Here is a 19,441-nt window from a genome sequence, read left to right on the forward strand (position 1 = left end):
GCGGCACCGTCCTCGGCCGGTCGCGCTGGGCGCGTGAGGGCCCGCACGCCCCGCCACCGGGGGAGCGCGGGCCCTGCCCGCTATCCTGGGAATCCTGTCAGTGGCCCCTCCTACCCTTGGTACCGGGAATCAGGGGAGGGCGGGGACAAGGCCATGAAGGTTCTTCGCAGCGCGCTCAAGCACGGGTGCACGTCACAGGACGTCGTCACGGCTCTTGAGACCTCCGCGCGTCGGAGGCTCATCGGGGAGGACCCCGACCGATGGCTATACATCGGGTTTGACGGCATAGGTCGGGTACTGGAGATCGTCACGGTCGTGGGCGATGATGGACAGGAGGTCGTGATCCACGCCATGAGGGCACGACGGCAGTACCTACCGGGAGGGGGCCGGTCATGAAGCCTGAGATCGTCGATATCGTGCCGGGTGTCAGTGAGGATGATCTTGCCGCCTTCCAGGTAGAGGCGGAGGAGGGGTATGACCTCGGGGCGATGCTGAGCGGGCCGAATCCTCATCGGTTGCAGGTGGTTCCCGACGACCTCGTTGCGGAGGTGGAACGGGTGGCGCGAGCGCGAGGTGTTGCCCCGGAGGCTGTGATCAGGGCGGCGCTGACCGAGTATCTGGCGACGACCGCCTGACCCGACCGTCGTCGGCCGGTCGCGCTGGGCGCGTGAGGGCCCGCACGCCCCGCCACCCGGGGGAGCGCGGGCCCTGCCCGCTATCCTGGGTGGCAGTTGCGCCCAGGCCAGGCCCGGGTGCTGTCCCAGACCTACACTCACCGGCGCTGTGGCGCCGAGGGAAGGACCTCGCGTGTTCGGCAACCTCTCCGACCGGCTTACCGCCTCGTTCCAGTCGCTGCGCGGCAAGGGACGCCTGACCGACGCCGACATCGACACCACTGTCTCCGAGATTCGCCGTGCGCTGCTCGAGGCCGATGTCGCCCTGCCCGTCGTACGCTCCTTCACCTCCGCCGTGCGCGACAAGGCCAAGGAGGCGGTGCGCTCCCAGGTCCTCAACCCCACCCAGCAGGTCGTCAAGATCGTCAACGACGAGCTCGTTGAGATCCTCGGTGGCACCACCCGCGAGATCAACTGGGCGGACCGGGGCCCCACCGTCATCATGCTCGCCGGTCTCCAGGGTGCCGGTAAGACGACCCTGGCCGGCAAGCTCGGCACGTGGCTCACGGGCGAGGGCAAACGCGTCCTGCTCGTCGCCAGCGACCTCCAGCGCCCCAACGCCGTCACCCAGCTGAGCGTCGTCGCCGAGCGCGCCGGGGTGGACGTGTGGGCGCCCGAGCCCGGCAACGGCGTCGGGGACCCGGTGCGCGTCGCCCGTTCCGGTGTGGAGCAGGCGCGCACCCACGGCTACGACGTCGTCGTCATTGACACCGCCGGACGCCTGGGCGTCGACGCCGAGATGATGGACCAGGCGGTGCGCATCCGCGATGCCGTCCAGCCGCACGAGATCCTCTTCGTCCTGGACGCGATGGTCGGTCAGGACGCGGTCAACACCTCCGTCGCCTTCCGTGACGGCGTCGGCTTCACCGGCGTCGTCCTGTCCAAGCTCGACGGCGACGCCCGAGGCGGTGCGGCGCTGAGCGTGCGCGGCGTCACCGGCGCCCCCGTGCTCTTCTCCTCCACGGGTGAGGGGCTGGACGACTTCGAGCGCTTCCACGCCGACCGCATGGCCAGCCGCATCCTCGACATGGGTGACCTGCTCACCCTCATCGAGCAGGCCCAGCGCGCCTTCGATGAGAAGGAGGCTGAGGAGGCCGCCACCAAGATGGCCTCGGGCACCTTCACGCTCGAGGACTTCCTGTCCCAGCTGCGCCAGGTGCGCAAGATGGGCTCGATGAAGAAGCTCCTGGGCATGATCCCCGGCATGGGGCAGATGCGCGAGGCGCTGGAGAGCTTCGATGAGCGCGAGGTGGACCGCGTCGAGGCGATCGTGTGCTCGATGACTCCCGCCGAGCGCCGGGACCTGTCGATCCTCAACGGCTCTCGCCGCGCCCGTATCGCCAAGGGGTCGGGCACCTCCGTCCAGGCGGTCAACGAGCTGGTCTCCCGCTTCGAGGCGGCCAAGAAGATGATGGAGGCCATGGCCTCCGGTGGGCTTGGCGAGAACGGCATGATGGCCGGCATGGGCTCCCTGCCGAGCATGGGCAAGCGCTCCAAGGCGCGTCAGGCCCCCAAGGCCAAGCGGGGCAAGGGCGGCAAGAAGGGCAGGTCCGGCAACCCGGCCAAGGCCGCCCGCCAGGCCCGCGAGGCCGCCGCCCGCGCCCAGCAGGAGCCTGAGGCTCCCGCGGCGCCTGCGGCCGGCGCGGCTTTCGGGCTCGGTGGTGCGGCCCCGGCCCCCGGCGGCTACGGCATCATGCCCGGCCAGCAGGGCGCCGACGAGGTCGCCGACGCCATGAGCGCCTTGCCGGAGGACCTGCGCCGCACCCTTGGCCTGTGAGGTCGGGCGCCTCCGGCCGGGCTACAGCCAGCCGTTGGCCTCCGCCGTGCGAGCCGCCTCGGTGCGGTTGCGGGCGCGCGTCTTGCTGATGGCGTCAGACAGGTAGTTGCGCACCGTGCCCTCACCCAGGTGCAGCACGCCCGCGATCTCGTGGACGTCAGCGCCGTCGGCCGCCGCCCGCAGGACGTCGCGCTCGCGCGGTGTCAGAGGGTTCGGACCGAGGATCACGGACTCCTGGGCGAGGGTTGGGTCGACGACGCGCCCACCGGCGTGCACGGTGCGGATTGCGGCCGCCAGCTCCCCGGGCGGCGTGTCCTTGACGATGAAGCCCGACGCTCCCGCCTCCAGCGCGCGTGAGAGGTAACCCGGCCGCCCGAAGGTGGTCACCACGAGGCTGTGGCAGGGCAGGCCCGAGGTGCTCAGCTGCGCGGCGGCGGCCAGGCCGTCCACCTGCGGCATGTCGATGTCCAGCAGCGCCACGTCCACGCGGTGCTGCCTGACCGCCTCGACCACGCCGGCGCCCGTGCCCAGCTGAGCGACGACGTCGATGTCCTCCTCCAGCCCCAGCAGCGTGGCCAGCGCGCCGCGCACCAGGGCCTGGTCATCGGCGAGCAGCACGCGGATCGGGGAGGTGGCCGTGTCAGTGCTCTTGGGAATGCTTGTGGGAGTGCTCATGGGAGTCTGACCTCCAGGATGGTTCCGGGGTGGGAGGGGGCGGCGTCAGGCGCGGGGCTCGTGAGCGTCAGTGCGCCGCCCTCGGCCTCGATGCGCGAGCGCAGGCCGGTCAGGCCGTTGCCCGCCCGGGTGGGAGCGCCACCGGCGGCTGCGGGCGGCAGTCCGACGCCGTCGTCACTGACTCTCAGCAGACCGCGTGCGATCTCGACCTCGACCCGGCTGGCCCGGGCGTGGCGCACGACGTTCGTCGTCGCCTCGCGCAGCGCCCAGGACAGCAGCGGGCGCTGTGGCTCGGGGACGGCCTCGGGCGAGCCGATGAGCGTCAGGGCGACCTCGGCGGCACCAAGAGCGGTGCGGGTGGCCTCCACCTGGCTGGGCAGGTCCGGTGCGCGCAGACGGGTGACGGTGGAGCGCACGTCCGCGAGGGAGGCGCGTGACAGGTCGATGATCTCGTCCAGCTCACGCGCGACCCGCTCAGGGTCCGCGTCGAGCAGACGGCGCGCGACCTCCGCCTTGAGGGTCAGGACAGTGAGTGAGTGGCCCAGCAGGTCGTGGATGTCACGGCTGATCTCGTCGCGGGTCTGGGCGGCCGCCCGTTCGCGGGCTGCGGCGGCGCGCTCCCGGGCAATGTCGGCCCGCCGCTCCTCGCTCTCCGCGGACAGGCGCGCCAGGGCGATCCCGCCGCTGGACAGGCACGTGCCCACCGCCGTCCACAGGTACGTCTGCTCTGGCTGCACGAGGCCGACGACGAGGAGCGTGGCCGCGCAGATGAGTGCCGTCGCGAGCAGACCGGTGCGCATGCGGGTGAGGAACAGGAAGTAGGAGCAGAAGTAGGGCACAAAGGAGACCCACCACCAGCCGACGGCGGGCAGAGCCACGAGGGTGCTCACGAGCATGGCGGCCAGTGGCCACCTGACCAGGCGCAGCTCCTCGGCCACCGTGGCGCCCTCCGGGATCGCGTGCCAGGTGCGGTCGTGGGCGAAGGTCAGGATGTAGACGGCGGCGAAGGCCAGGATGGAGCAGACACCGAGCGCCCGCACCTGCCACGGGTGGGGCTCATGCAGGACGAAGACGATGGGGAGGACCAGGAACGCGAGCCAGGTGTCGGCGCGCCAGTTGAAGAAGGGGGCCTGGGGGCGCCCGTCGGGCCCGGGCTCGACGGTCTGCCCGTCGGGCCCGGGCTCCACAGTCCGCCCGTGGGGCATCGTGGTACGGGGCGGTGCGGCCTCACTCACGTACTGCCCCGCTCATTGGCGCACCGTCGCGCGGCGGCGCAGCGCCACCACGGGCAGGGCGAAGAGGACGGTCCACGCCACCAGGTTAGCCACGGCCATCCACATCTCGTCCTGGACGGGGGCGGGCAGGTCGGTGACGTAGGTCCACCCCTCCGTCATCGGCCACCGCACCAGCGCGACCGGCCCGTACAGGGGCGTGAAGCGCGCGATGGTCATCATCGTCTCGTTCAGGGGCATGAAGGCGTTGCCGAGGAAGCCGAAGAGGGACACGAAGGCGGGCGCGATACCCATGGCCGCCTGGGACGGTAGCAGCAGCCCCATGCCCAGGCCCCACAGGATGAAGGGGATGACGGTGACGACGGCCAGGAGAAAGCCGAGCACCCATCCGCGCGCGTCGAGCTCGGCGGTGGTCAGGGCCCCGGCGAGGAAGATGACGAGGACCGGGACGGTGGCCTGCACGAAGGCTGTGGCGACCTTGACCGCCCAGTAGATGCGCATCCCACCGGCGGTGACGGCGATCTGGCGCCCCCAGCCGACCTGCAGCTCAATTGCAGTGCCTGTCGCCGAGGAGGTCGCGGCCATGCAGGCGCTGAAGCTGGCCATGGCAAGCATGACCGTGGCCGAGACGTTGCCGTGCTCGCCCACCTGCTGAGTCCCAATGCCCCCGACGTTGTTGAACATGAGGTACATCGCCGAGGGGAAGGCGATGACGAAGAACAGGTTCGCCGGGTGACGCAGGGCTCGCAGCTGCTCGAGCATGAGGAAGGTGAGGAGGGGACGCACTCGGCGCAGGCGGGTGGTGCTGACAGCCGGTGCAGTGGGGGTGGTGGTCATGTTGGTGGTCATGGCGGGGTTCCTTGTGGGGACGGTGGCGGGCGGGGCTCAGGCGACGGCGTCGTCGTCGGTCAGTGCGGTGAAGACCTCGTTGAGGCTGACGGCGTTAATACCCAGGTGAGCCGCGGGCGTGGCGGTCAGCAGCCAGCGGGCGACGTCGTCGGGTGCGCTCGTGCGGATCTCGACGTGCTCACCGCGCAGCGCCGTGCCCAGGACGCTGTCCGCGAGCCCACTGACCTTGAGCGCGGCGGCCAGGGCGGGCTCGTCCAGGCCCTCCCAGGTGGCGGAGACGACCGCCCCCTCGCCCAGCGCGCGGATCTCGTCCACCGTGCCGTCAGCGACGAGCCGGCCGCGGGCGATGATGACAATGCGGTCGGCGAAGGCCGCAGCCTCCTCCAGGTAGTGGGTGGCGAAGAGGATCGTGCGCCCGCCGTGGGCCTGGACGCGCATGGTGTCCCAGAAGGCGGTGCGGGCGGTGACGTCCATCCCGGCGGTCGGCTCGTCGAGCACGAGGAGCCGGGGGTCTGCGACGAGTGCCAGGGCCAGGCGCAGACGCTGGAGCTCACCGCCCGAGCAGCGGGCCACGCGGCGCCTGAGGATCGGGGTCAGGCCGGTTGAGGCGGCCAGGCCTGCGAGGTCCGTGGTGGCGTGCCCGCCCTGGACGGAGGCAACGGCGCGCAGGGTCTCGGCGACGGTGTAGTCGGGGATGAGCCCGTCGGTTTGCAGGACGACGCCGAGGTCTCCGGCGGCGACCGCCCGGTGGGGGCTGGTGCCCAGGACGCGCACGTTCCCCGAGGTCGGGGATCTCAGGCCCAGGAGGGTGTCGAGGGTGGTGGTCTTCCCGGCACCGTTGGGGCCGAGGAAGGCGACGATCTCGCCCTGGTCGATGGTGAGTGTGAGGCCGTCGACGGCGCGCACGGCCCGGGTGCCGGTGCCGAAGACCTTCGTGAGGTCGGTGACCTCGACGGCGGGGGAGGTGTGGTGTGAGTTCATGGCTCCAGCCTCGTGGCGCGGGACAGTCCGCGGTACTGAGGTGCGTCACCGGCTGGGTATGACGAATGTCAGTCCCGCCCGCCCAACGGGGGCAACGACGTCGGCCGCCTTAGTGCCGCGGCTCCCAGCGCCGCACGAGCCAGGCCAGAACCCGCGCAGGCGTCTCGCGGCCAGTGCTGGGGGCTGCGGCGTCGGGCCATCGGCACCTCCTCCGTGAGTGGCCGCCAGTTCAGCGGTTCATGACACAACTGATGAACCAGAGAACCGGCCTCCCGTCAAGAGGTGACTGTGGGCGATCTCGCAGCCCGTGGCCCCGCCAGCAGCCCCGTCGACTCGCCCACCGCCCTGTCCGTCTGGCAGAATCCTCGCTTGTACTCGGACGTGTGACGGCCCCTCTCCCTGACCTCGTCCCGGTCTCGGCTCTCGCCGGAACCCGTTGCTTGACCCCACCGGGGACCAGCGTGGGCCACACCATCCAGAACCAGGAGTTCCACCAAGTGGCAGTCAAGATTCGCCTCAAGCGCATGGGCAAGAAGTTCCAGCCCTTCTACCGCGTCGTCGTCCTCGACGGTCGCAAGAAGCGGGACGGCCGTGTCATCGAGGAGATCGGTCTGTATGACCCGATGCAGGAGCCCTCGCTCATTCGCATCGACTCCGAGCGCGTGAAGTACTGGCTCGGCGTGGGCGCTCAGCCCTCCGACACCGTCTTCAACCTGCTCAAGATCACCGGCGACTACCAGGCCTTCAAGGGCCTGCCGGGCGCCGAGGGCAGGCTCAAGGTCCGCGACCCTGAAGCCGCCGCCTCCGCCAAGGCTGAGGCCGTCAAGGCGGCCGCCAGCGACGCCGAGAAGCGCAAGGCCGCCGCCGCCAAGGCCAAGGCTGAGAAGGAGGCCGCCGAGGCCGCCGCTCAGGACGCCCCGGCCGAGGAGTCCACCGAGGCTCCGGCTGAGGAGGCCTGACGTGTTGGCCGACGCGCTCGAGCACCTCGTGCGTGGCATCGTCGACAACCCCGACGACGTCACCGTCACCTCCCGGTCGCTGCGCCGCGGCGACCTGCTGGAGGTGCGCGTCAACCCCGAGGACCTCGGTCGTGTCATCGGCCGCTCCGGCCGTACGGCCCGTGCCCTGCGCACGGTCGTCGGAGCGCTCGCCGACTCACCGGTGCGTGTCGACGTCGTCGACACTGACCGTAGGTAGCCCAGATCACGGCATGCACCCGTCGCCCGGTCCTCATGGACCGGGCGACGTCGTCGTACCCCCACCCTTCTCTCGCGAGAACTGGTGTTACTGCTCGCGAGAACTGGTGATAACCCGAACCAGAACTGGTGTTTGTGCTGACGACGGCGCCAGGTAGTTGCAGCACGAGTTCTCGTGGGACATGACACCAGTTCTCGTCACGGATAACACCAGTTTTGGTGGGGAATAACACCAGTTCTCGCGGGTGGGGAGGCGGGTGGGGAGGGCGGGGGAGGGGAGCTACGCGGTAGGTTGAGGGCGTGCTGCTCACCGTTGCCGTCATCGGCCCAGCCCACGCCCTCAAGGGAGAGGTCCGCCTCGAGATCCGCACGGACGACCCCGAGGGGCGCCTCGAGCCCGGCACCGTCCTGCCGACCGAGCCCGCCTCAGCCGGCCCCCTGACCGTCTCGCGCCTGCGCTTTGATGGCCAGCGCTGGTACGCCAGCTTCGATGAGGCCCGCGACCGCACGGCCGCCGAGGCCCTGCGCGGGGTGCACCTGCTCGTCGACACCGACGCCGAGAAGGAGGCCGACGACGAGGCCTGGTACGCCCACGAGCTCATTGGCCTGACCGCCGTGCGCCTGGGCACCGAGGCGCTGGGTGCCGGCCCCCAGGTTCTTGGCGTCGTCGTTGACCTCGAGCCCGGTGTCGCTCAGGACCGTCTCGTCGTGCGCACGCCCCAGGGCGAGCAGGTCGCCGTGCCCTTCGTTGAGGCGCTGGTGCCCGCCCTCGACCTCGAGGCCGGAACCGTCACCCTCGACCCTCCCGGTGGCCTCTTCCCGGGCCTGGGCGAGGCCGAGGACGCCCGATGACGGCCGCCGCCCCGCGTGCCGATGTCGGGAGCCTGCGTCTGGACGTCGTGACGATCTTCCCCGACTACCTGCGCGTGCTCGACCTGTCCCTCATCGGCAAGGCCGCCGGCACCGGCCTCATCGACCTGGTCGTCCACGACCTGCGCGACTGGACCCACGACCGCCACCGCACCGTCGACGACACCCCGCTCGGTGGTGGCGCCGGCATGGTGATGCGGCCCGACGTCTGGGGCGAGGCCCTCGACACCGTCCTCGACCTGCCCGCGGACCCCACCGCCGCCCGCGAGGCCGTCACCGCCCGCCGCGGCACCGGGACCCGCCAGGTTCTCGTCGTCCCGACGCCCGCCGGCGAGCTCTTCACCCAGCGCACCGCCGAGGACTTGGCCCACGCGGACCAGGTGGTCTTCGCCTGCGGCCGCTACGAGGGCATCGACGCCCGCGTTCCCGAGCACTACCGCGAGCTCGGCGTCGAGGTGCGCGAGCTGAGCATCGGCGACTATGTCCTCAACGGGGGAGAGGCCGCCGCCCTCGTCATCATCGAGGCCGTCGCCCGTCTGCGCCCCGGTGTCCTGGGCAACCCCGGCTCCGTCGTCGAGGAGTCCCACTCCGAGGCGGGGCTGCTGGAGTACCCCGTCCACACCCGCCCGGTGGCCTGGCGCGGGCACGACCTTGCCGTGACCTGGCCCGGCCTGCTCTCCGGTGACCACCCCCGCATTGCCCGCGAGCGCCGCGAGCAGGCCATTGCCCGTACTGTTGCCCGCCGCCCCGACATGGTCGCCCGCCTCGAGGCCCAGCGCCTCGGGGCGGGCGACCGCGCCGCCCTGGCCCGCAACGGCTGGGCCGTGCCGCGCGGTGCCCCCCACCCCGTGCCCCTTGAGCTGCGGCCGCTTGAGGCCGAGGACGTGCCCGACCTCGTTGCGCTGGCCCGGCGCACCTTCCCCGACGCCTGCCCGCCCTTCCTCACCGCCGAGCAGATCGACGAGCACATCGCCCGCCACCTCACCGTCGAGCGCATGAGCGCCTGGCAGGCGGACCCGCGTGTCATCGTCACCCTCGCCCATCTCACCGAGGACGCCTCCACCGAGGCCGGTGAGGTGCGCGTGGGCGAGAGCGTCGGCTACAGCGTCGTCATCCTCGAGGCCCAGGACGACGACGGCGTCCTGCCCCCCGGACTCGATGCCCGGCCCGAGGCCGTGCGCGTGCCCCCGTCGTCGGACGGCGGCCCGGGCCTGGCCGCCGAGCTGAGCAAGGTCTACGTCGACGCCCGCCTGCGCGGCTCCGGCCTTGCCGACGTCCTGCTGGCCGAGGCCGTGCGCGACGCCTCCACCGCCGGCGTCACCGCCCTGTGGCTCGGCACGCATGACGGCAACCGTCGCGCCCAGAAGGCCTACCGCCGCAGTGGTTTCGCCAAGGTCGGCATCCGTCGCTACGACGTCGGCGGACACCTGTGCCGCGACGTCGTCATGGCCCTCAACCCCGGTGCGTCCGACTCCGAGCCGACGGCGGGGGGCGAGCGATGAGCGACAGGAGCGCGAGCAAGCCACAGGGGCGCAGCGAGGACAAGCAGGCCGCGCGCCACCCCGCCCTCGGCGTCATCGGCCTGCCGGTGCTCGCCCTCATCGCCATCATCTTCGCGCGCAGCCTCGTGGTGCAGACCTTCGTCATCCCCTCCGCCTCCATGGAGGACACCCTCGTAGACGGCGACCGCGTGGCCGTCACCGTGTACGACGCCGACGACCTTGAGCGCGGGGACGTCGTCGTCTTCCGCGACCCCGACCACTGGCTCACCGTCACCGAGCCGACCGGGCTGCGCGCGGCCGTCCAGGACCTGCTTGTCGCCCTGAGGATTCTGCCGCAGGACCCCGGACACCACCTCATCAAACGGGTCATCGGTCTGCCGGGTGACCATGTGGTGGCCGATGGGATGGGGACCTTGAGTGTCAATGGCGTGGTGCTCGATGAGTCCTATGTCAAGGTGGGGCGTTCGGCCTCGGACGTGGCCTTCGACGTTGTGGTGCCGGAGGGCTACATCTGGGTCATGGGGGACAACCGGTCCAACTCGGCGGACTCGCGCTACCACCAGGACGACGCCCACGGCGGCTTCGTGCCGATCAGCGAGGTCGTCGGCGTCGCCAAGGCCATCGTCTGGCCGCTGGACCGGCTTGGCACCCTCACCGGGGGAGACGAGGCCTTCAGGGCCGTCCCCGAGCCCTGACCCGCTGCCCGGTCGGCTCGCCCTGGGGCCGGTTGCCGTGAGGTCGGGCACGTCCTCGTCGGGAGGGTCGCAGCCGTGCACGGCGCTGTGGCACACTAGCCGGGCCCTTGGGCCTCGGAACGTCCCTGCCACTGGGGGGACGCCCATCGAGTAGGACCCCAGGGCGCCAGCACACGGCGCAGCCCCCGGAGCTCCGGCTCGACGGCGGTGCGGCGCCACCAACCGATCGCCCCTGACCAGTGGCACGAGCGTGTGGAGATACTCCCATGAGCAACCTGATCGACGAGATCAACGCCCAGTCGCTTCGCGACGACGTCCCCGCCTTCCGTCCCGGCGACACCCTCAAGGTGCACGTCAAGGTCGTCGAGGGCAGCCGCAGCCGTGTCCAGGTCTTCCAGGGCATCGTCATCAGCCGCCAGGGCGCGGGCGTCGCCGAGACCTTCACCATCCGCAAGATCTCCTTCGGTGTCGGTGTCGAGCGCACCTTCCCGGTCCACACCCCCTCCATCGACAAGATCGAGGTTGTCTCCCGCGGAGACGTGCGTCGCGCCAAGCTGTACTACCTGCGCAACCTGCGCGGGAAGGCTGCCAAGATCAAGGAGCGTCGCGAGGACTGAGCCCCGGCTCGACCCTCAGCTCATCGGCGTCGTCCGGTGCCCGTCCGGGTGCCGGACGACGCCTGTTCCAGGCGGGAGTGCCCCGCCGCCGTCCGTACCGCAGCCCCGATGAGAGGGGGCCCGCATGACGAGCACCAGCGACCGCAGCGCCGAGCGCCCAGCGGACACCGGCGGTGCTCCCGCCGAGGAGTCCCCCCAGGTCCTGCGCACGGCAGACACCCCCGACGCCGCCCCCGAGCACCTGCCGACCACCACCCTGCCTCCCTCCTACCCGCCGGTGCGTCGCGCCGCGTCCCCGGAGCCCCGGGCTCGCACCTCCCAGGCCCCCGTGGAGCGCCGACGGCGTGGTCGCTCGGTGCTCTCGGCCCTCGTCGCCGTCGTGGCGGTGCTCGTTGTCACCGCGCTCATCAAGACCTTCGTCATCCAGTGGTTCGAGATTCCCTCCGCCTCCATGGAGGACACCCTCGCCGTCGGCGACCGCGTGGCCGTGTGGATGTGGGGCGCCGACGACCTTGAGCGCGGGGACGTCGTCGTCTTCCGCGACCCCGACCATTGGCTCACCGTCACCGAGCCGACGGGGCTGCGCGCGGCCGTCCAGGACCTGCTCATCCTCATGCACCAGCTGCCCGAGGACACCGGGCATATCCTCATTAAGCGGGTCATCGGTCTGCCGGGTGACCATGTGGTGGCCGATGGCTCGGGGACGTTGAGTGTCAATGGCGTGGTGCTCGATGAGTCCTATGTCAAGGAGGGGCGTTCGGCCTCGGACGTGGCCTTCGACGTTGTGGTGCCGGAAGGGTTCATCTGGGTCATGGGGGACAACCGGTCCAACTCGGCGGACTCGCGCTACCACCAGGACGACGCCCACGGCGGCTTCGTGCCCATGACTGACGTCATCGGGGAGGGTGCCGCCGTCGTCTGGCCCGTCTCCAGCTGGGCCGGACTGGGCGATGGCACCCACGCCTTCGACCTCGTGCCCGAGCCCGGTCGGGCTCCGGACCCCGCTCGGCCCGAGCCCGAGGAGGGCGCGTGAGTGCCCCGCGCCTGGTCCCGGACCGCGTACTGGAGACCGAGGAGCTGGGCCGCCACGCGCTGGTGGGCGGCATGGACGAAGTGGGGCGGGGATCGCTTGCCGGCCCGGTCACCGTGGGCCTCGCCGTCGTCTCACACAGCACCCCGGACGCCTTCCCGCAGGGCCTGGCCGACTCCAAGCAGCTGACTGCCCGCCGGCGTGAGGCCCTCGTTGAGCCGTGCCGCCAGTGGCTGGCGGACTGGGCTCTGGCCAGCGCCGGCCCCGCCGAGATCGACGTCCTGGGGATCGTCGGGGCCCTGCGCCTGGCCGGGTGGCGCGCTCTGGCCGAGGTCGCGGCCCGCGGGCACGCGCCCGGCCTTGTCATCCTCGACGGCACGTCCGATTGGCTCGGCCCGCCCGAGGACGGCCTGCTGTCCGGTCTGGAACCCGCTGTCGTGCGTGTGGGGACGCCCGGGGAGGGGCCGGGGGAGGCGCCGACGGCGACGTCGGCAGTGGGTCCCGTTCTGCCGGTCGTGCGCACCCAGGTCAAGGCCGACGCCCGCTGCGCCGTCGTCGCGGCCGCCTCTGTCCTGGCCAAGGTCCACCGCGACGCCCTCATGAGCGCTCTGGAGGACCCGGGTTACGGCTGGGCCTCCAACAAGGGCTACGCCAGCGCCCCCCATATCGACGGCCTCGCCCGTCTGGGCGCCAGCGAGCACCACCGCCGCAGCTGGCACCTGCCAGGACTGGGGCAGGCCGGGCACTACTGAGCGGCGCAGTCGAGGCCGGGCGGGGCTGAGCGGGGCTCTCGACGCGCCCGGGTGGGCTCCACGGGCCCTGACGGTCGATGTGCGGCATGATGAGCCGGTGAGCGCTGAGGACCTTGAGGCATACGAGAACGATCTGGAGCTCGAGCTTTACCGCGAGTACCGGGACGTCGTCTCGCTGTTCTCCTACGTCGTCGAGACGGACCGGCGCTTCTACCTGGCCAACTCCGTGGACGTCCAGGTGCGCACCAACGGCGGTGAGGTCTTCTTCGAGCTCACCTTGGAGGACGCCTGGGTGTGGGACATCTACCGCGCCTCGCGCTTCGTCACATCCGTGCACGTCGTCACCTTCAAGGATGTCAACGTCGAGGAACTGACCAAGCCCGAGATGGAGATCCCCTCCTGACCCGCACGTCCTCTCCTGACCAGCACGAACAGCACATATGGGGCACGGTCGTCTCGATCGTCCAGTGCCCGGGGGCGGGGGGTGACAACCACGGCGGATGAGTTGTCGTCCTGTGGTTAAGCCGGAGAGCCGACTGGGCCCGCCCGGGCTCCACAGCCCCTCGCCGCGACAGGCGCTGACGCCGCTGTCCACAGCACGGGCGCTGCCGCCTCGCCACCGTCGCCACTCTGCTCCACGCTGGGGCAGGAGGTGGTCCACATGACGGGAGCCAGGGATGCCGCAACAGCCGACGGCCAGCAGGGCCCTGCGCGCAGCGCGCAGGGTGCGCGCACCGGTCGGCTGGGGGAGGAGATCGCCGCCCGGTACCTGCACGACCACGGCTGGCAGCTTCTAGATCGCAACTGGAGGCCCGGCCCCGGCTCCGGCTTGCGGGGCGAGCTCGACCTCGTGGCCCTCGATCCCGATGGCGAGGCCCCCGTCCTCGTCGCCCTTGAGGTGAAGACCCGCCGGGGCCTCGCCATCGGCACCCCGGCGGAGGCCGTGACCCCCATCAAGCTCGCCCACCTGCGTGCTCTGGCCGGACGCTGGGCCGAGACCCACCGGCCGCCCGGCACCGCTGCGGGCCTGCGGGTCGACGTCCTCAGCGTCCTGCTGCGCCCGGGCGCCCCGGCCCAGCTGCGCCACCACCGCGGGGTGACGCTGTGAGCGGCCTCGCCCGCACCCTCGCCGTCACCCTCACTGGGCTTGAGGGTCACCTCGTCGACGTCGAGGCGCACGCCGCCGGAGGCCTGCCCTCCTTCACCCTCGTCGGGCTGCCCGACGCCGCCGTGCGTGAGTCACGCGAGCGCGTGCGCGCCGCCCTGTCCACCTGCGGCACCACCTGGGGCGAGAAGCGCCTGACCGTCAACCTCTCCCCGGCCGACCTGCCCAAGACCGGTACCGGCTTCGACGTCAGCCTTGCCCTGGCCGTCCTTGCTGCCCGCGGCGACCTGCCCGCCCGGGCCCTGCCCGTGCTCGCCCGCACCCTGTTTATTGGCGAACTCGGCCTGGATGCGTCCATCCGGCCTGTGCGCGGGGTCCTGCCCGCCGTCAGGGCCGCCGTCGGCGCCGGGGTCACCACGGTTGTCGTCCCCGCCGACTGCACGGCTGAGGCCAGTCTCGTGCCCGGGGCCCGGGTCACCGGGGCGCGGCACCTGGCGAGCCTCATCACGGCCCTGGGAGGGCGCCTGCCCGCCGAGGTTCTGGCACTGGCTGAGGCCGCCGAGCCACGTCGCAGCACCCCGGCTCAGCCCACGGCGCCTGCGGGCACCGTGACGGACCTGGCCGACGTCGTCGGGCAGGACGAGGCGCGCCACGCGCTCGAGGTCGCCGCCGCTGGAGGTCATCACCTGCTCCTGGTCGGCCCGCCCGGTGCCGGCAAGACGATGCTTGCCGAGCGCCTGCCCTCGATCCTGCCCGCGCTGGAGGACGACGACGCCGTGACCGTCACCTCCCTGCATTCAGTGGCCGGGGCCTTCGACCCCGAGCATGGGCTCATCCGTACCCCGCCGCTGCGCGCCCCGCACCACACGGCCACGCGTGCCGCCGTCATCGGAGGCGGCTCGGGCCTGCCCCGGCCCGGGGACGTCTCGCTCGCCCACCGCGGCGTCCTCCTGCTTGACGAGGCCCCCGAGTTCCCGGCCGGTGTCCTCGACTGCCTGCGCCAGCCCCTGGAGTCCGGCCGCGTCACCATCGACCGCGCCGGCGGGCGCGCGACCTACCCGGCGGCTTTCCAACTCGTCCTGGCTGCCAATCCCTGCCCCTGTGGCAAGGGCTCGGGGCGTGCCCTGGAGTGCACCTGCACCTCCTTGCAGCGCCGGCGCTACTTCTCACGACTGTCGGGCCCGCTCCTGGACCGGGTCGACATCCAGCTCGAGGTCGGGCCTGTGAGCGCTGTGGATCTGGGAGGCGGGGCCACGGGTGAGCCCAGTGCGGCCGTCGCCGCGCGCGTGGCCGAGGCCCGACGGCGCACGGCCCGTCGTCTGGAGGGCACGCCCTGGCGGCTCATGGGGGAGGTGCCGGGCTCCTGGGTGCGTGAGCGCACCACTGCTGAGGACCCGCGGCTTGTCGCCCGCCTCATGGATGCCCTTGACCGCGGTGACCTGAGTCTGCGCGGGGTTGACCGGGTCCTGCGCCTGGCCTGGACGCTTGCGGACCTCGCCGGCGAGCAGCGCCCCGGCGCCACCGAGCTGGGCACCGCCCTGTCCCTGCGTACGAGAGGAGCCCAGCGATGAGCCTTTACCTGCCCTTCGACCACCGTGACCCCGTGCTGGCCACGGTCGCCTGGTCGCGACTGACCGAGCCTGCGGACCGGGCCGCCGGTGCCCTGGTGAGGGCGGTGGGCCCCGGGCCCGCGCTCACCTGGCTGCTGGAGGAGGCCTACGACGCCGACGGAAACCTGCGTGCGGCGCCCCGGCCCCCGAGGCTGGTGCGAGCGGAGGAGGACGACGGGTACGTGGACGGACCGGTGGGCACGGCGCCGTCGGCTGCGACGACGATGCTGGGCGCGACGGCGGGTGCGCGCGCGAGCGCCGCCTGGGCACGGGCCGCTGCGCGGTGGGCGCCGAGACTGGCCTCGCTTGAGCCCCGACGCGACCTCGACGTGCTCGAGCGGCTGGGTGGCAGCCTCCTCTTGCCGGGGGACCCATGGTGGCCCACGGGCCTGGACGAGCTGGACCAGCCGCCCTTCTGCCTGTGGGTGCGGGGCGACCCCGCGCTCCTGGCACGTCGCGAGGAGGCTCCGTCCACCATGCAGGTGGCCGGAGCCAGTGAGGCGCGGGTCCCGCCCGGCCGCCAGGACCGCGTGCCTGCCGGGCCGGGACGCGGGCTCGCCCTCGCCCTCGTCGGCTCACGGGCCTCGACCCGCTACGGCGAGCAGGTGGCTCGAGACATGGCCCGGACGGTGGCTCAGCTCGGAGCTGTCGTCGTCTCGGGCGGTGCCTTCGGTATCGATGCCGCCGCCCACGCCGGCGCTCTGCAAGGCGGGCGGACCGTGAGCGTGTGCGCCGGAGGTGTCGACCGTCTTTACCCGGCGGGTAATGCCCGGTTGTTGGAGGAGGTTCTGGACTGCGGTGCACTCGTCGCTGAGGTTCCGCCTGGCTGCCAGCCCGCCCGGCACCGTTTCCTGTCGCGCAACCGCCTCATCGCTGCGATGACGGAGGGCACCGTCGTCGTCGAGGCCGCCTGGCGCTCGGGCGCGCTGTCCACCGCTCGGCACGCGCGCGACCTTGGCCGCCCGCTCGGGGCGGTTCCCGGGCCGGTCGTCTCACGCGAGTCCGTCGGCTGTCACCGGCTGCTGCGCGAGGGGGCGGTATGCGTCACCGACGCCGATGACGCCCTTGAGCTCATCACCCCTGTCGGCACTCTCGACCCGGATGCTGAGCGCTCGCGGGCGAGCGACCTCGAACCTGGCAGCCTCCTCGACGGCCTTGATCCGTCCGCCTCTGCGGTGCTCGACGCCATGCCCGCCCGGGGTGCGGCCGAGGTCGCGGGCGTGGCCCGGGCGGCGGGTCTGAGCGAGCGGGAGGTGCGCAGTGCTCTCGGCCTGCTCGAGCTTGCCGGGCGGGTGCGCCGCGACGGCGAGCGCTGGCGTCGCAGGACGTAGTACGGGCCGCCTGGGTCTGAGGGGGACAGTATCGGCACGATCGTGGCCCGATCGTGGCCCGATCGTGCTCGCAAAGCACCGGCTCCCGGCGATCGTCGGCTGGTGTGATGCCGGGCTCGGTCCAGATCAGTCGTGTGCACCGGCTCAAGGAGGTCCACTTGGGACTGGCCGACCCGAGCATCCCAACACTCAAAACCAAGGAAATCCTGCCAACTGCTTGACGCGGGACACGGCTGGCGTGGCGGGCCTGGTTGAGCGCGGCGGGTGTGTTGGCGTGGCGGGCCTGGTTAGTGTGGTTGGGCTTGATTGAGCGCGGCGGGTGTGCTGGCGTGGCGGGCCTGGTTAGTGTGGTTGGGCTTGATTGAGCGCGGTCGGGCCTGGTTGAGAGTGGCGGGTGTCCGTCGCAGCCCACAGAGGACTCGACTACTGCCGTCGATCTCGTTCCTCAGGTTCTGATCTCGTTCCCCACAAGTCGATCTCGCTCCTTAACCGAACGAGGTCGAGCGCCGGGGGACGAGATGGATGGGCGAGGAACGAGATGGACGGGCGGGGCACGAGGGCGATCACCATGGTCAGTGCAGCCGGGACGCCGGCGCTGACGCCTCGATCAGCTCCTGCATGCGCTGTCGGCCTCGAACGCAGCCCTGTCGCCGGCACCCGTAGGCCGCAGCCCCGCCGTCGGAACGCAGCCGCACCACCTGAGCCGACGATCCTGCGCGTCGGTAACAGCGCCGCGTCAGCGACGATCATGACGGGGGTACCGCGCCACACCACATGGGGCGTTATGTCGGGGGAGAGGCTCGTCGCCGGCCTGAGGCTCGCGCTGAGGACGTAGCCTGGAGTCATGACACAGGCGGCGGATAGCACCAGGGGGGAGCTTCTGGACGCCTGGGAGCGCTACCTCACGCTGCGCCGGGGACTGAGCGAGCACACCGTGCGCGCCTACCTGGGTGACCTGGAGGACCTGCTGACCTTCCTCGGTGTCGGTCCGGACCGCGACGAGCCCATCGCTGGAGCCCTGTCCCTCCTCGATCTGGCGGATCTGCGTGCATGGCTCGCCGGGCTTGACGCCTCGGGCCGCTCGCGCGCCACTCTCGCGCGCCGCAGTGCCGCCATCCGCAGCTTCTCCGCCTGGGCCGCCCATGAGGGCCGTCTTTCCGACGACGTCGCCGCCCGCCTGCGTTCGCCGCGCACCGATAACCGTCTTCCCACGGTTCTCACCCCGACGCAGGCGCAGACTCTGCTCGAGACGGCGGCGCAGGCCGTCGAGCGGGTCCGCGAGGGCGTGCGCACCACCGGCGGCGGTGCCGGGTCGGCCAGCGGTGCCGGGTCGGCCAGCGGTGCCGGGTCGGCCAGTGGTGCCGGGTCGGCCAGTGGTGCCGGGTCGGCTCGGGGGCTGGCGACCGCGCTGCGCGACGCCGCCCTGCTCGAGATGCTGTACGCCACCGGGGTCCGAGTCTCCGAGCTGTGCGGCCTCGACCTGTCCGACGCCGACCGCCGTGAGCGCACGATCAAGGTGCTCGGCAAGGGCGGTAAGGAGCGGGTCGTGCCCTACGGCGCCCCGGCCGACCGGGCCCTGGAGCAGTGGCTGGCCCACCGCCGGGCGCTCGCCTCGCCGCGCTCGGGGAATGCCCTGTTCCTGGGGGCGCGGGGCGGGCGCATCGACCCGCGTACGGTGCGCGAGATCGTCCACCGCACGGCTGTCGCCGCGGGCGTGCCGGACCTTGGCCCCCACGGGCTGCGCCACAGTGCCGCCACGCACGTGCTGTCCGGCGGAGCGGACCTGCGCAGCGTGCAGGAGCTGCTCGGCCACTCCTCGCTGGCCACGACCCAGCGCTACACGCACGTGACCCCCGAGCGGTTGCGCGCCGTCTACGAGCAGGCCTTCCCGCGCGCCTGACATGGGGCGCTCCCGAGGCAGGGGTCCAAGGGGCGTGAGCGTGATGCCCGGGGCGCGCCACCGCGCTACGGGACGCACCCCATGCTCCGACCGACTCAGTGCAGGGAGGCGTCCGGGTCGGTGAGCCTCCAGGCGTGGATGGGCACGGTCAGGCCGGCCCGGGTCGGCGAGCACACGAAGGGCCCGGCCTCGGCCACGGCGCCCGGAGGAACCGGCAGGACGCGCACGAGCCGCAGATCGGCCTTGCCGTCGGGGCCACTGAGCCCCGCACGTACGATCATGGCATCGCCGCTGCGGGAGACTCGCACGAGCACCCTGCGATCACGCCACTGGGGCACGGGGGCGACGGACCAGTCTGAGCTGCCGTTGGTGACGACGGCACCCACCTGGCACGCGCCATCAGCGTGCTCGATGCCGGCCTTGACCCAGTGCTCGTCGTCGAAGCGCACGAAGACGCCTGCCTGATCGAACTGCTTGGAGAAGGCGGCGGTGAACTCGACCTCGACGGCCGAGTCGTCGGGGAAAGTGGCGAGCAGGGCGTGCTCGGAGTCGTGGATGAAGCCGTATGACGTGATCCGCCAGGCGTCTGAGCCTTCGACGGCGGTGACGAGGAGGTCGTCGCCGCTCGCTTCAACCTGACTTTTG

General features: G+C 71.9%; 20 protein-coding genes and 1 pseudogene. 16 read left to right on the top strand and 5 right to left on the bottom strand.

The features are described 5' to 3' along the window. Positions 1–153: 153 nt before the first annotated feature. The 3 genes from ID810_RS12425 (at position 154) to ffh (ending at position 2,451) form a co-directional block, all read left to right on the top strand. Positions 154–396, top strand: a complete 243-nt coding sequence (locus tag ID810_RS12425) for a hypothetical protein (protein ID WP_166855422.1) — start codon at positions 154–156, stop codon at positions 394–396. Further along, the gene (locus tag ID810_RS04610; protein WP_166855420.1) at positions 393–635 is read left to right on the top strand and encodes a ribbon-helix-helix domain-containing protein; all 243 of its coding nucleotides are present in this window, start codon (positions 393–395) and stop codon (positions 633–635) included. Before ID810_RS12425 ends, ID810_RS04610 begins: the two co-directional genes overlap by 4 nt. Positions 636–807: 172 nt before the next feature. Next, entirely contained in the window at positions 808–2,451 is a 1,644-nt protein-coding gene (ffh, locus tag ID810_RS04615; protein ID WP_166855418.1) for a signal recognition particle protein, read from the top strand. A gap of 21 nt (positions 2,452–2,472) precedes the next feature. On the opposite strand, the gene ID810_RS04620 is transcribed toward ffh, so the two are convergent. Genes ID810_RS04620 through ID810_RS04635 form a run of 4 tightly spaced genes read right to left on the bottom strand, consistent with a single transcriptional unit; the run spans position 2,473 to position 6,188 of the window. Next, complete coding sequence (locus tag ID810_RS04620) at positions 2,473–3,126, bottom strand: response regulator transcription factor (protein WP_166855416.1); 654 nt, start codon at positions 3,124–3,126, stop codon at positions 2,473–2,475. After that, positions 3,123–4,361: a sensor histidine kinase gene (locus ID810_RS04625; protein WP_243856526.1), complete on the bottom strand. Its 1,239-nt coding sequence runs from the start codon at positions 4,359–4,361 to the stop codon at positions 3,123–3,125. Before ID810_RS04625 ends, ID810_RS04620 begins: the two co-directional genes overlap by 4 nt. A 12-nt stretch (positions 4,362–4,373) precedes the next feature. Continuing rightward, positions 4,374–5,207, bottom strand: a complete 834-nt coding sequence (locus tag ID810_RS04630) for a hypothetical protein (protein WP_243856524.1) — start codon at positions 5,205–5,207, stop codon at positions 4,374–4,376. A gap of 36 nt (positions 5,208–5,243) precedes the next feature. Next, entirely contained in the window at positions 5,244–6,188 is a 945-nt protein-coding gene (locus tag ID810_RS04635) for an ABC transporter ATP-binding protein (RefSeq protein ID WP_166855414.1), read from the bottom strand. Positions 6,189–6,685: 497 nt separating this feature from the next. Here ID810_RS04635 and rpsP point away from each other — a divergent pair, with 497 nt between their 5' ends. The 13 genes from rpsP (at position 6,686) to ID810_RS04700 (ending at position 18,796) form a co-directional block, all read left to right on the top strand. Next, positions 6,686–7,147: a 30S ribosomal protein S16 gene (rpsP, locus tag ID810_RS04640; protein ID WP_166855412.1), complete on the top strand. Its 462-nt coding sequence runs from the start codon at positions 6,686–6,688 to the stop codon at positions 7,145–7,147. 1 nt (position 7,148) lies between these two features. Further along, positions 7,149–7,385 carry an RNA-binding protein gene (locus ID810_RS04645; RefSeq protein WP_003786440.1) on the top strand — a complete coding sequence of 79 codons (237 nt, stop codon included), beginning with the start codon at positions 7,149–7,151 and terminating at the stop codon, positions 7,383–7,385. Positions 7,386–7,684: 299 nt separating this feature from the next. After that, on the top strand, positions 7,685–8,236 hold the full coding sequence (gene rimM, locus ID810_RS04650) for a ribosome maturation factor RimM (RefSeq protein ID WP_166855411.1): 552 nt from the start codon (positions 7,685–7,687) through the stop codon (positions 8,234–8,236). A gap of 32 nt (positions 8,237–8,268) precedes the next feature. Continuing rightward, entirely contained in the window at positions 8,269–9,756 is a 1,488-nt protein-coding gene (gene trmD, locus ID810_RS04655) for a tRNA (guanosine(37)-N1)-methyltransferase TrmD (RefSeq protein ID WP_188232582.1), read from the top strand. Beyond that, entirely contained in the window at positions 9,753–10,451 is a 699-nt protein-coding gene (gene lepB, locus ID810_RS04660; protein ID WP_166855407.1) for a signal peptidase I, read from the top strand. The genes trmD and lepB (ID810_RS04660) overlap by 4 nt, the downstream gene beginning before the upstream one ends. 266 nt (positions 10,452–10,717) lie before the next feature. Next, positions 10,718–11,068 (top strand): 50S ribosomal protein L19, encoded by a 351-nt coding sequence (gene rplS / locus ID810_RS04665; protein ID WP_166855405.1) that lies wholly within the window; start codon positions 10,718–10,720, stop codon positions 11,066–11,068. Between the two features lie 124 nt (positions 11,069–11,192). After that, positions 11,193–12,101, top strand: coding sequence for a signal peptidase I (gene lepB / locus ID810_RS04670; RefSeq protein ID WP_166855403.1), 909 nt, complete (start codon positions 11,193–11,195; stop codon positions 12,099–12,101). Continuing rightward, positions 12,098–12,850: a ribonuclease HII gene (locus ID810_RS04675; RefSeq protein WP_243856522.1), complete on the top strand. Its 753-nt coding sequence runs from the start codon at positions 12,098–12,100 to the stop codon at positions 12,848–12,850. Before lepB (ID810_RS04670) ends, ID810_RS04675 begins: the two co-directional genes overlap by 4 nt. 97 nt (positions 12,851–12,947) lie before the next feature. Then, positions 12,948–13,253, top strand: a complete 306-nt coding sequence (locus ID810_RS04680) for a DUF2469 domain-containing protein (protein ID WP_166855401.1) — start codon at positions 12,948–12,950, stop codon at positions 13,251–13,253. A 258-nt stretch (positions 13,254–13,511) separates the two neighbouring features. After that, positions 13,512–13,958 carry a YraN family protein gene (locus ID810_RS04685; RefSeq protein ID WP_166855399.1) on the top strand — a complete coding sequence of 149 codons (447 nt, stop codon included), beginning with the start codon at positions 13,512–13,514 and terminating at the stop codon, positions 13,956–13,958. After that, positions 13,955–15,526, top strand: a complete 1,572-nt coding sequence (locus ID810_RS04690) for a YifB family Mg chelatase-like AAA ATPase (protein WP_166855397.1) — start codon at positions 13,955–13,957, stop codon at positions 15,524–15,526. Before ID810_RS04685 ends, ID810_RS04690 begins: the two co-directional genes overlap by 4 nt. After that, positions 15,523–16,896 carry a DNA-processing protein DprA gene (locus ID810_RS04695; protein WP_166855395.1) on the top strand — a complete coding sequence of 458 codons (1,374 nt, stop codon included), beginning with the start codon at positions 15,523–15,525 and terminating at the stop codon, positions 16,894–16,896. The genes ID810_RS04690 and ID810_RS04695 overlap by 4 nt, the downstream gene beginning before the upstream one ends. 844 nt (positions 16,897–17,740) lie before the next feature. After that, positions 17,741–18,796: a tyrosine recombinase XerC gene (locus tag ID810_RS04700; RefSeq protein ID WP_166855392.1), complete on the top strand. Its 1,056-nt coding sequence runs from the start codon at positions 17,741–17,743 to the stop codon at positions 18,794–18,796. 95 nt (positions 18,797–18,891) lie between these two features. On the opposite strand, the pseudogene ID810_RS04705 reads toward ID810_RS04700, so the two are convergent. Then, a pseudogene (locus tag ID810_RS04705) lies at positions 18,892–19,422 on the bottom strand (DUF1349 domain-containing protein); the annotation flags it as partial. Positions 19,423–19,441: the final 19 nt, after the last annotated feature.

Source organism: Actinomyces respiraculi (assembly GCF_014595995.2).
Taxonomy (GTDB): Bacteria; Actinomycetota; Actinomycetes; order Actinomycetales; family Actinomycetaceae; genus Actinomyces; species Actinomyces respiraculi.

Bases quoted from the DNA above. Each gene is read 5' to 3' on its own strand.
- ID810_RS12425 (WP_166855422.1), top strand. From the start codon at position 154: ATGAAGGTTCTTCGCAGCGCGCTCAAGCACGGGTGCACGTCACAGGAC.
- ID810_RS04610 (WP_166855420.1), top strand. From the start codon at position 393: ATGAAGCCTGAGATCGTCGATATCGTGCCGGGTGTCAGTGAGGATGAT.
- ID810_RS04620 (WP_166855416.1), bottom strand. From the start codon at position 3,126: ATGAGCACTCCCACAAGCATTCCCAAGAGCACTGACACGGCCACCTCC.
- ID810_RS04630 (WP_243856524.1), bottom strand. From the start codon at position 5,207: ATGACCACCAACATGACCACCACCCCCACTGCACCGGCTGTCAGCACC.
- ID810_RS04635 (WP_166855414.1), bottom strand. From the start codon at position 6,188: ATGAACTCACACCACACCTCCCCCGCCGTCGAGGTCACCGACCTCACG.
- lepB (WP_166855407.1), top strand. From the start codon at position 9,753: ATGAGCGACAGGAGCGCGAGCAAGCCACAGGGGCGCAGCGAGGACAAG.
- rplS (WP_166855405.1), top strand. From the start codon at position 10,718: ATGAGCAACCTGATCGACGAGATCAACGCCCAGTCGCTTCGCGACGAC.
- lepB (WP_166855403.1), top strand. From the start codon at position 11,193: ATGACGAGCACCAGCGACCGCAGCGCCGAGCGCCCAGCGGACACCGGC.
- ID810_RS04685 (WP_166855399.1), top strand. From the start codon at position 13,512: ATGACGGGAGCCAGGGATGCCGCAACAGCCGACGGCCAGCAGGGCCCT.
- ID810_RS04695 (WP_166855395.1), top strand. From the start codon at position 15,523: ATGAGCCTTTACCTGCCCTTCGACCACCGTGACCCCGTGCTGGCCACG.
- ID810_RS04700 (WP_166855392.1), top strand. From the start codon at position 17,741: ATGACACAGGCGGCGGATAGCACCAGGGGGGAGCTTCTGGACGCCTGG.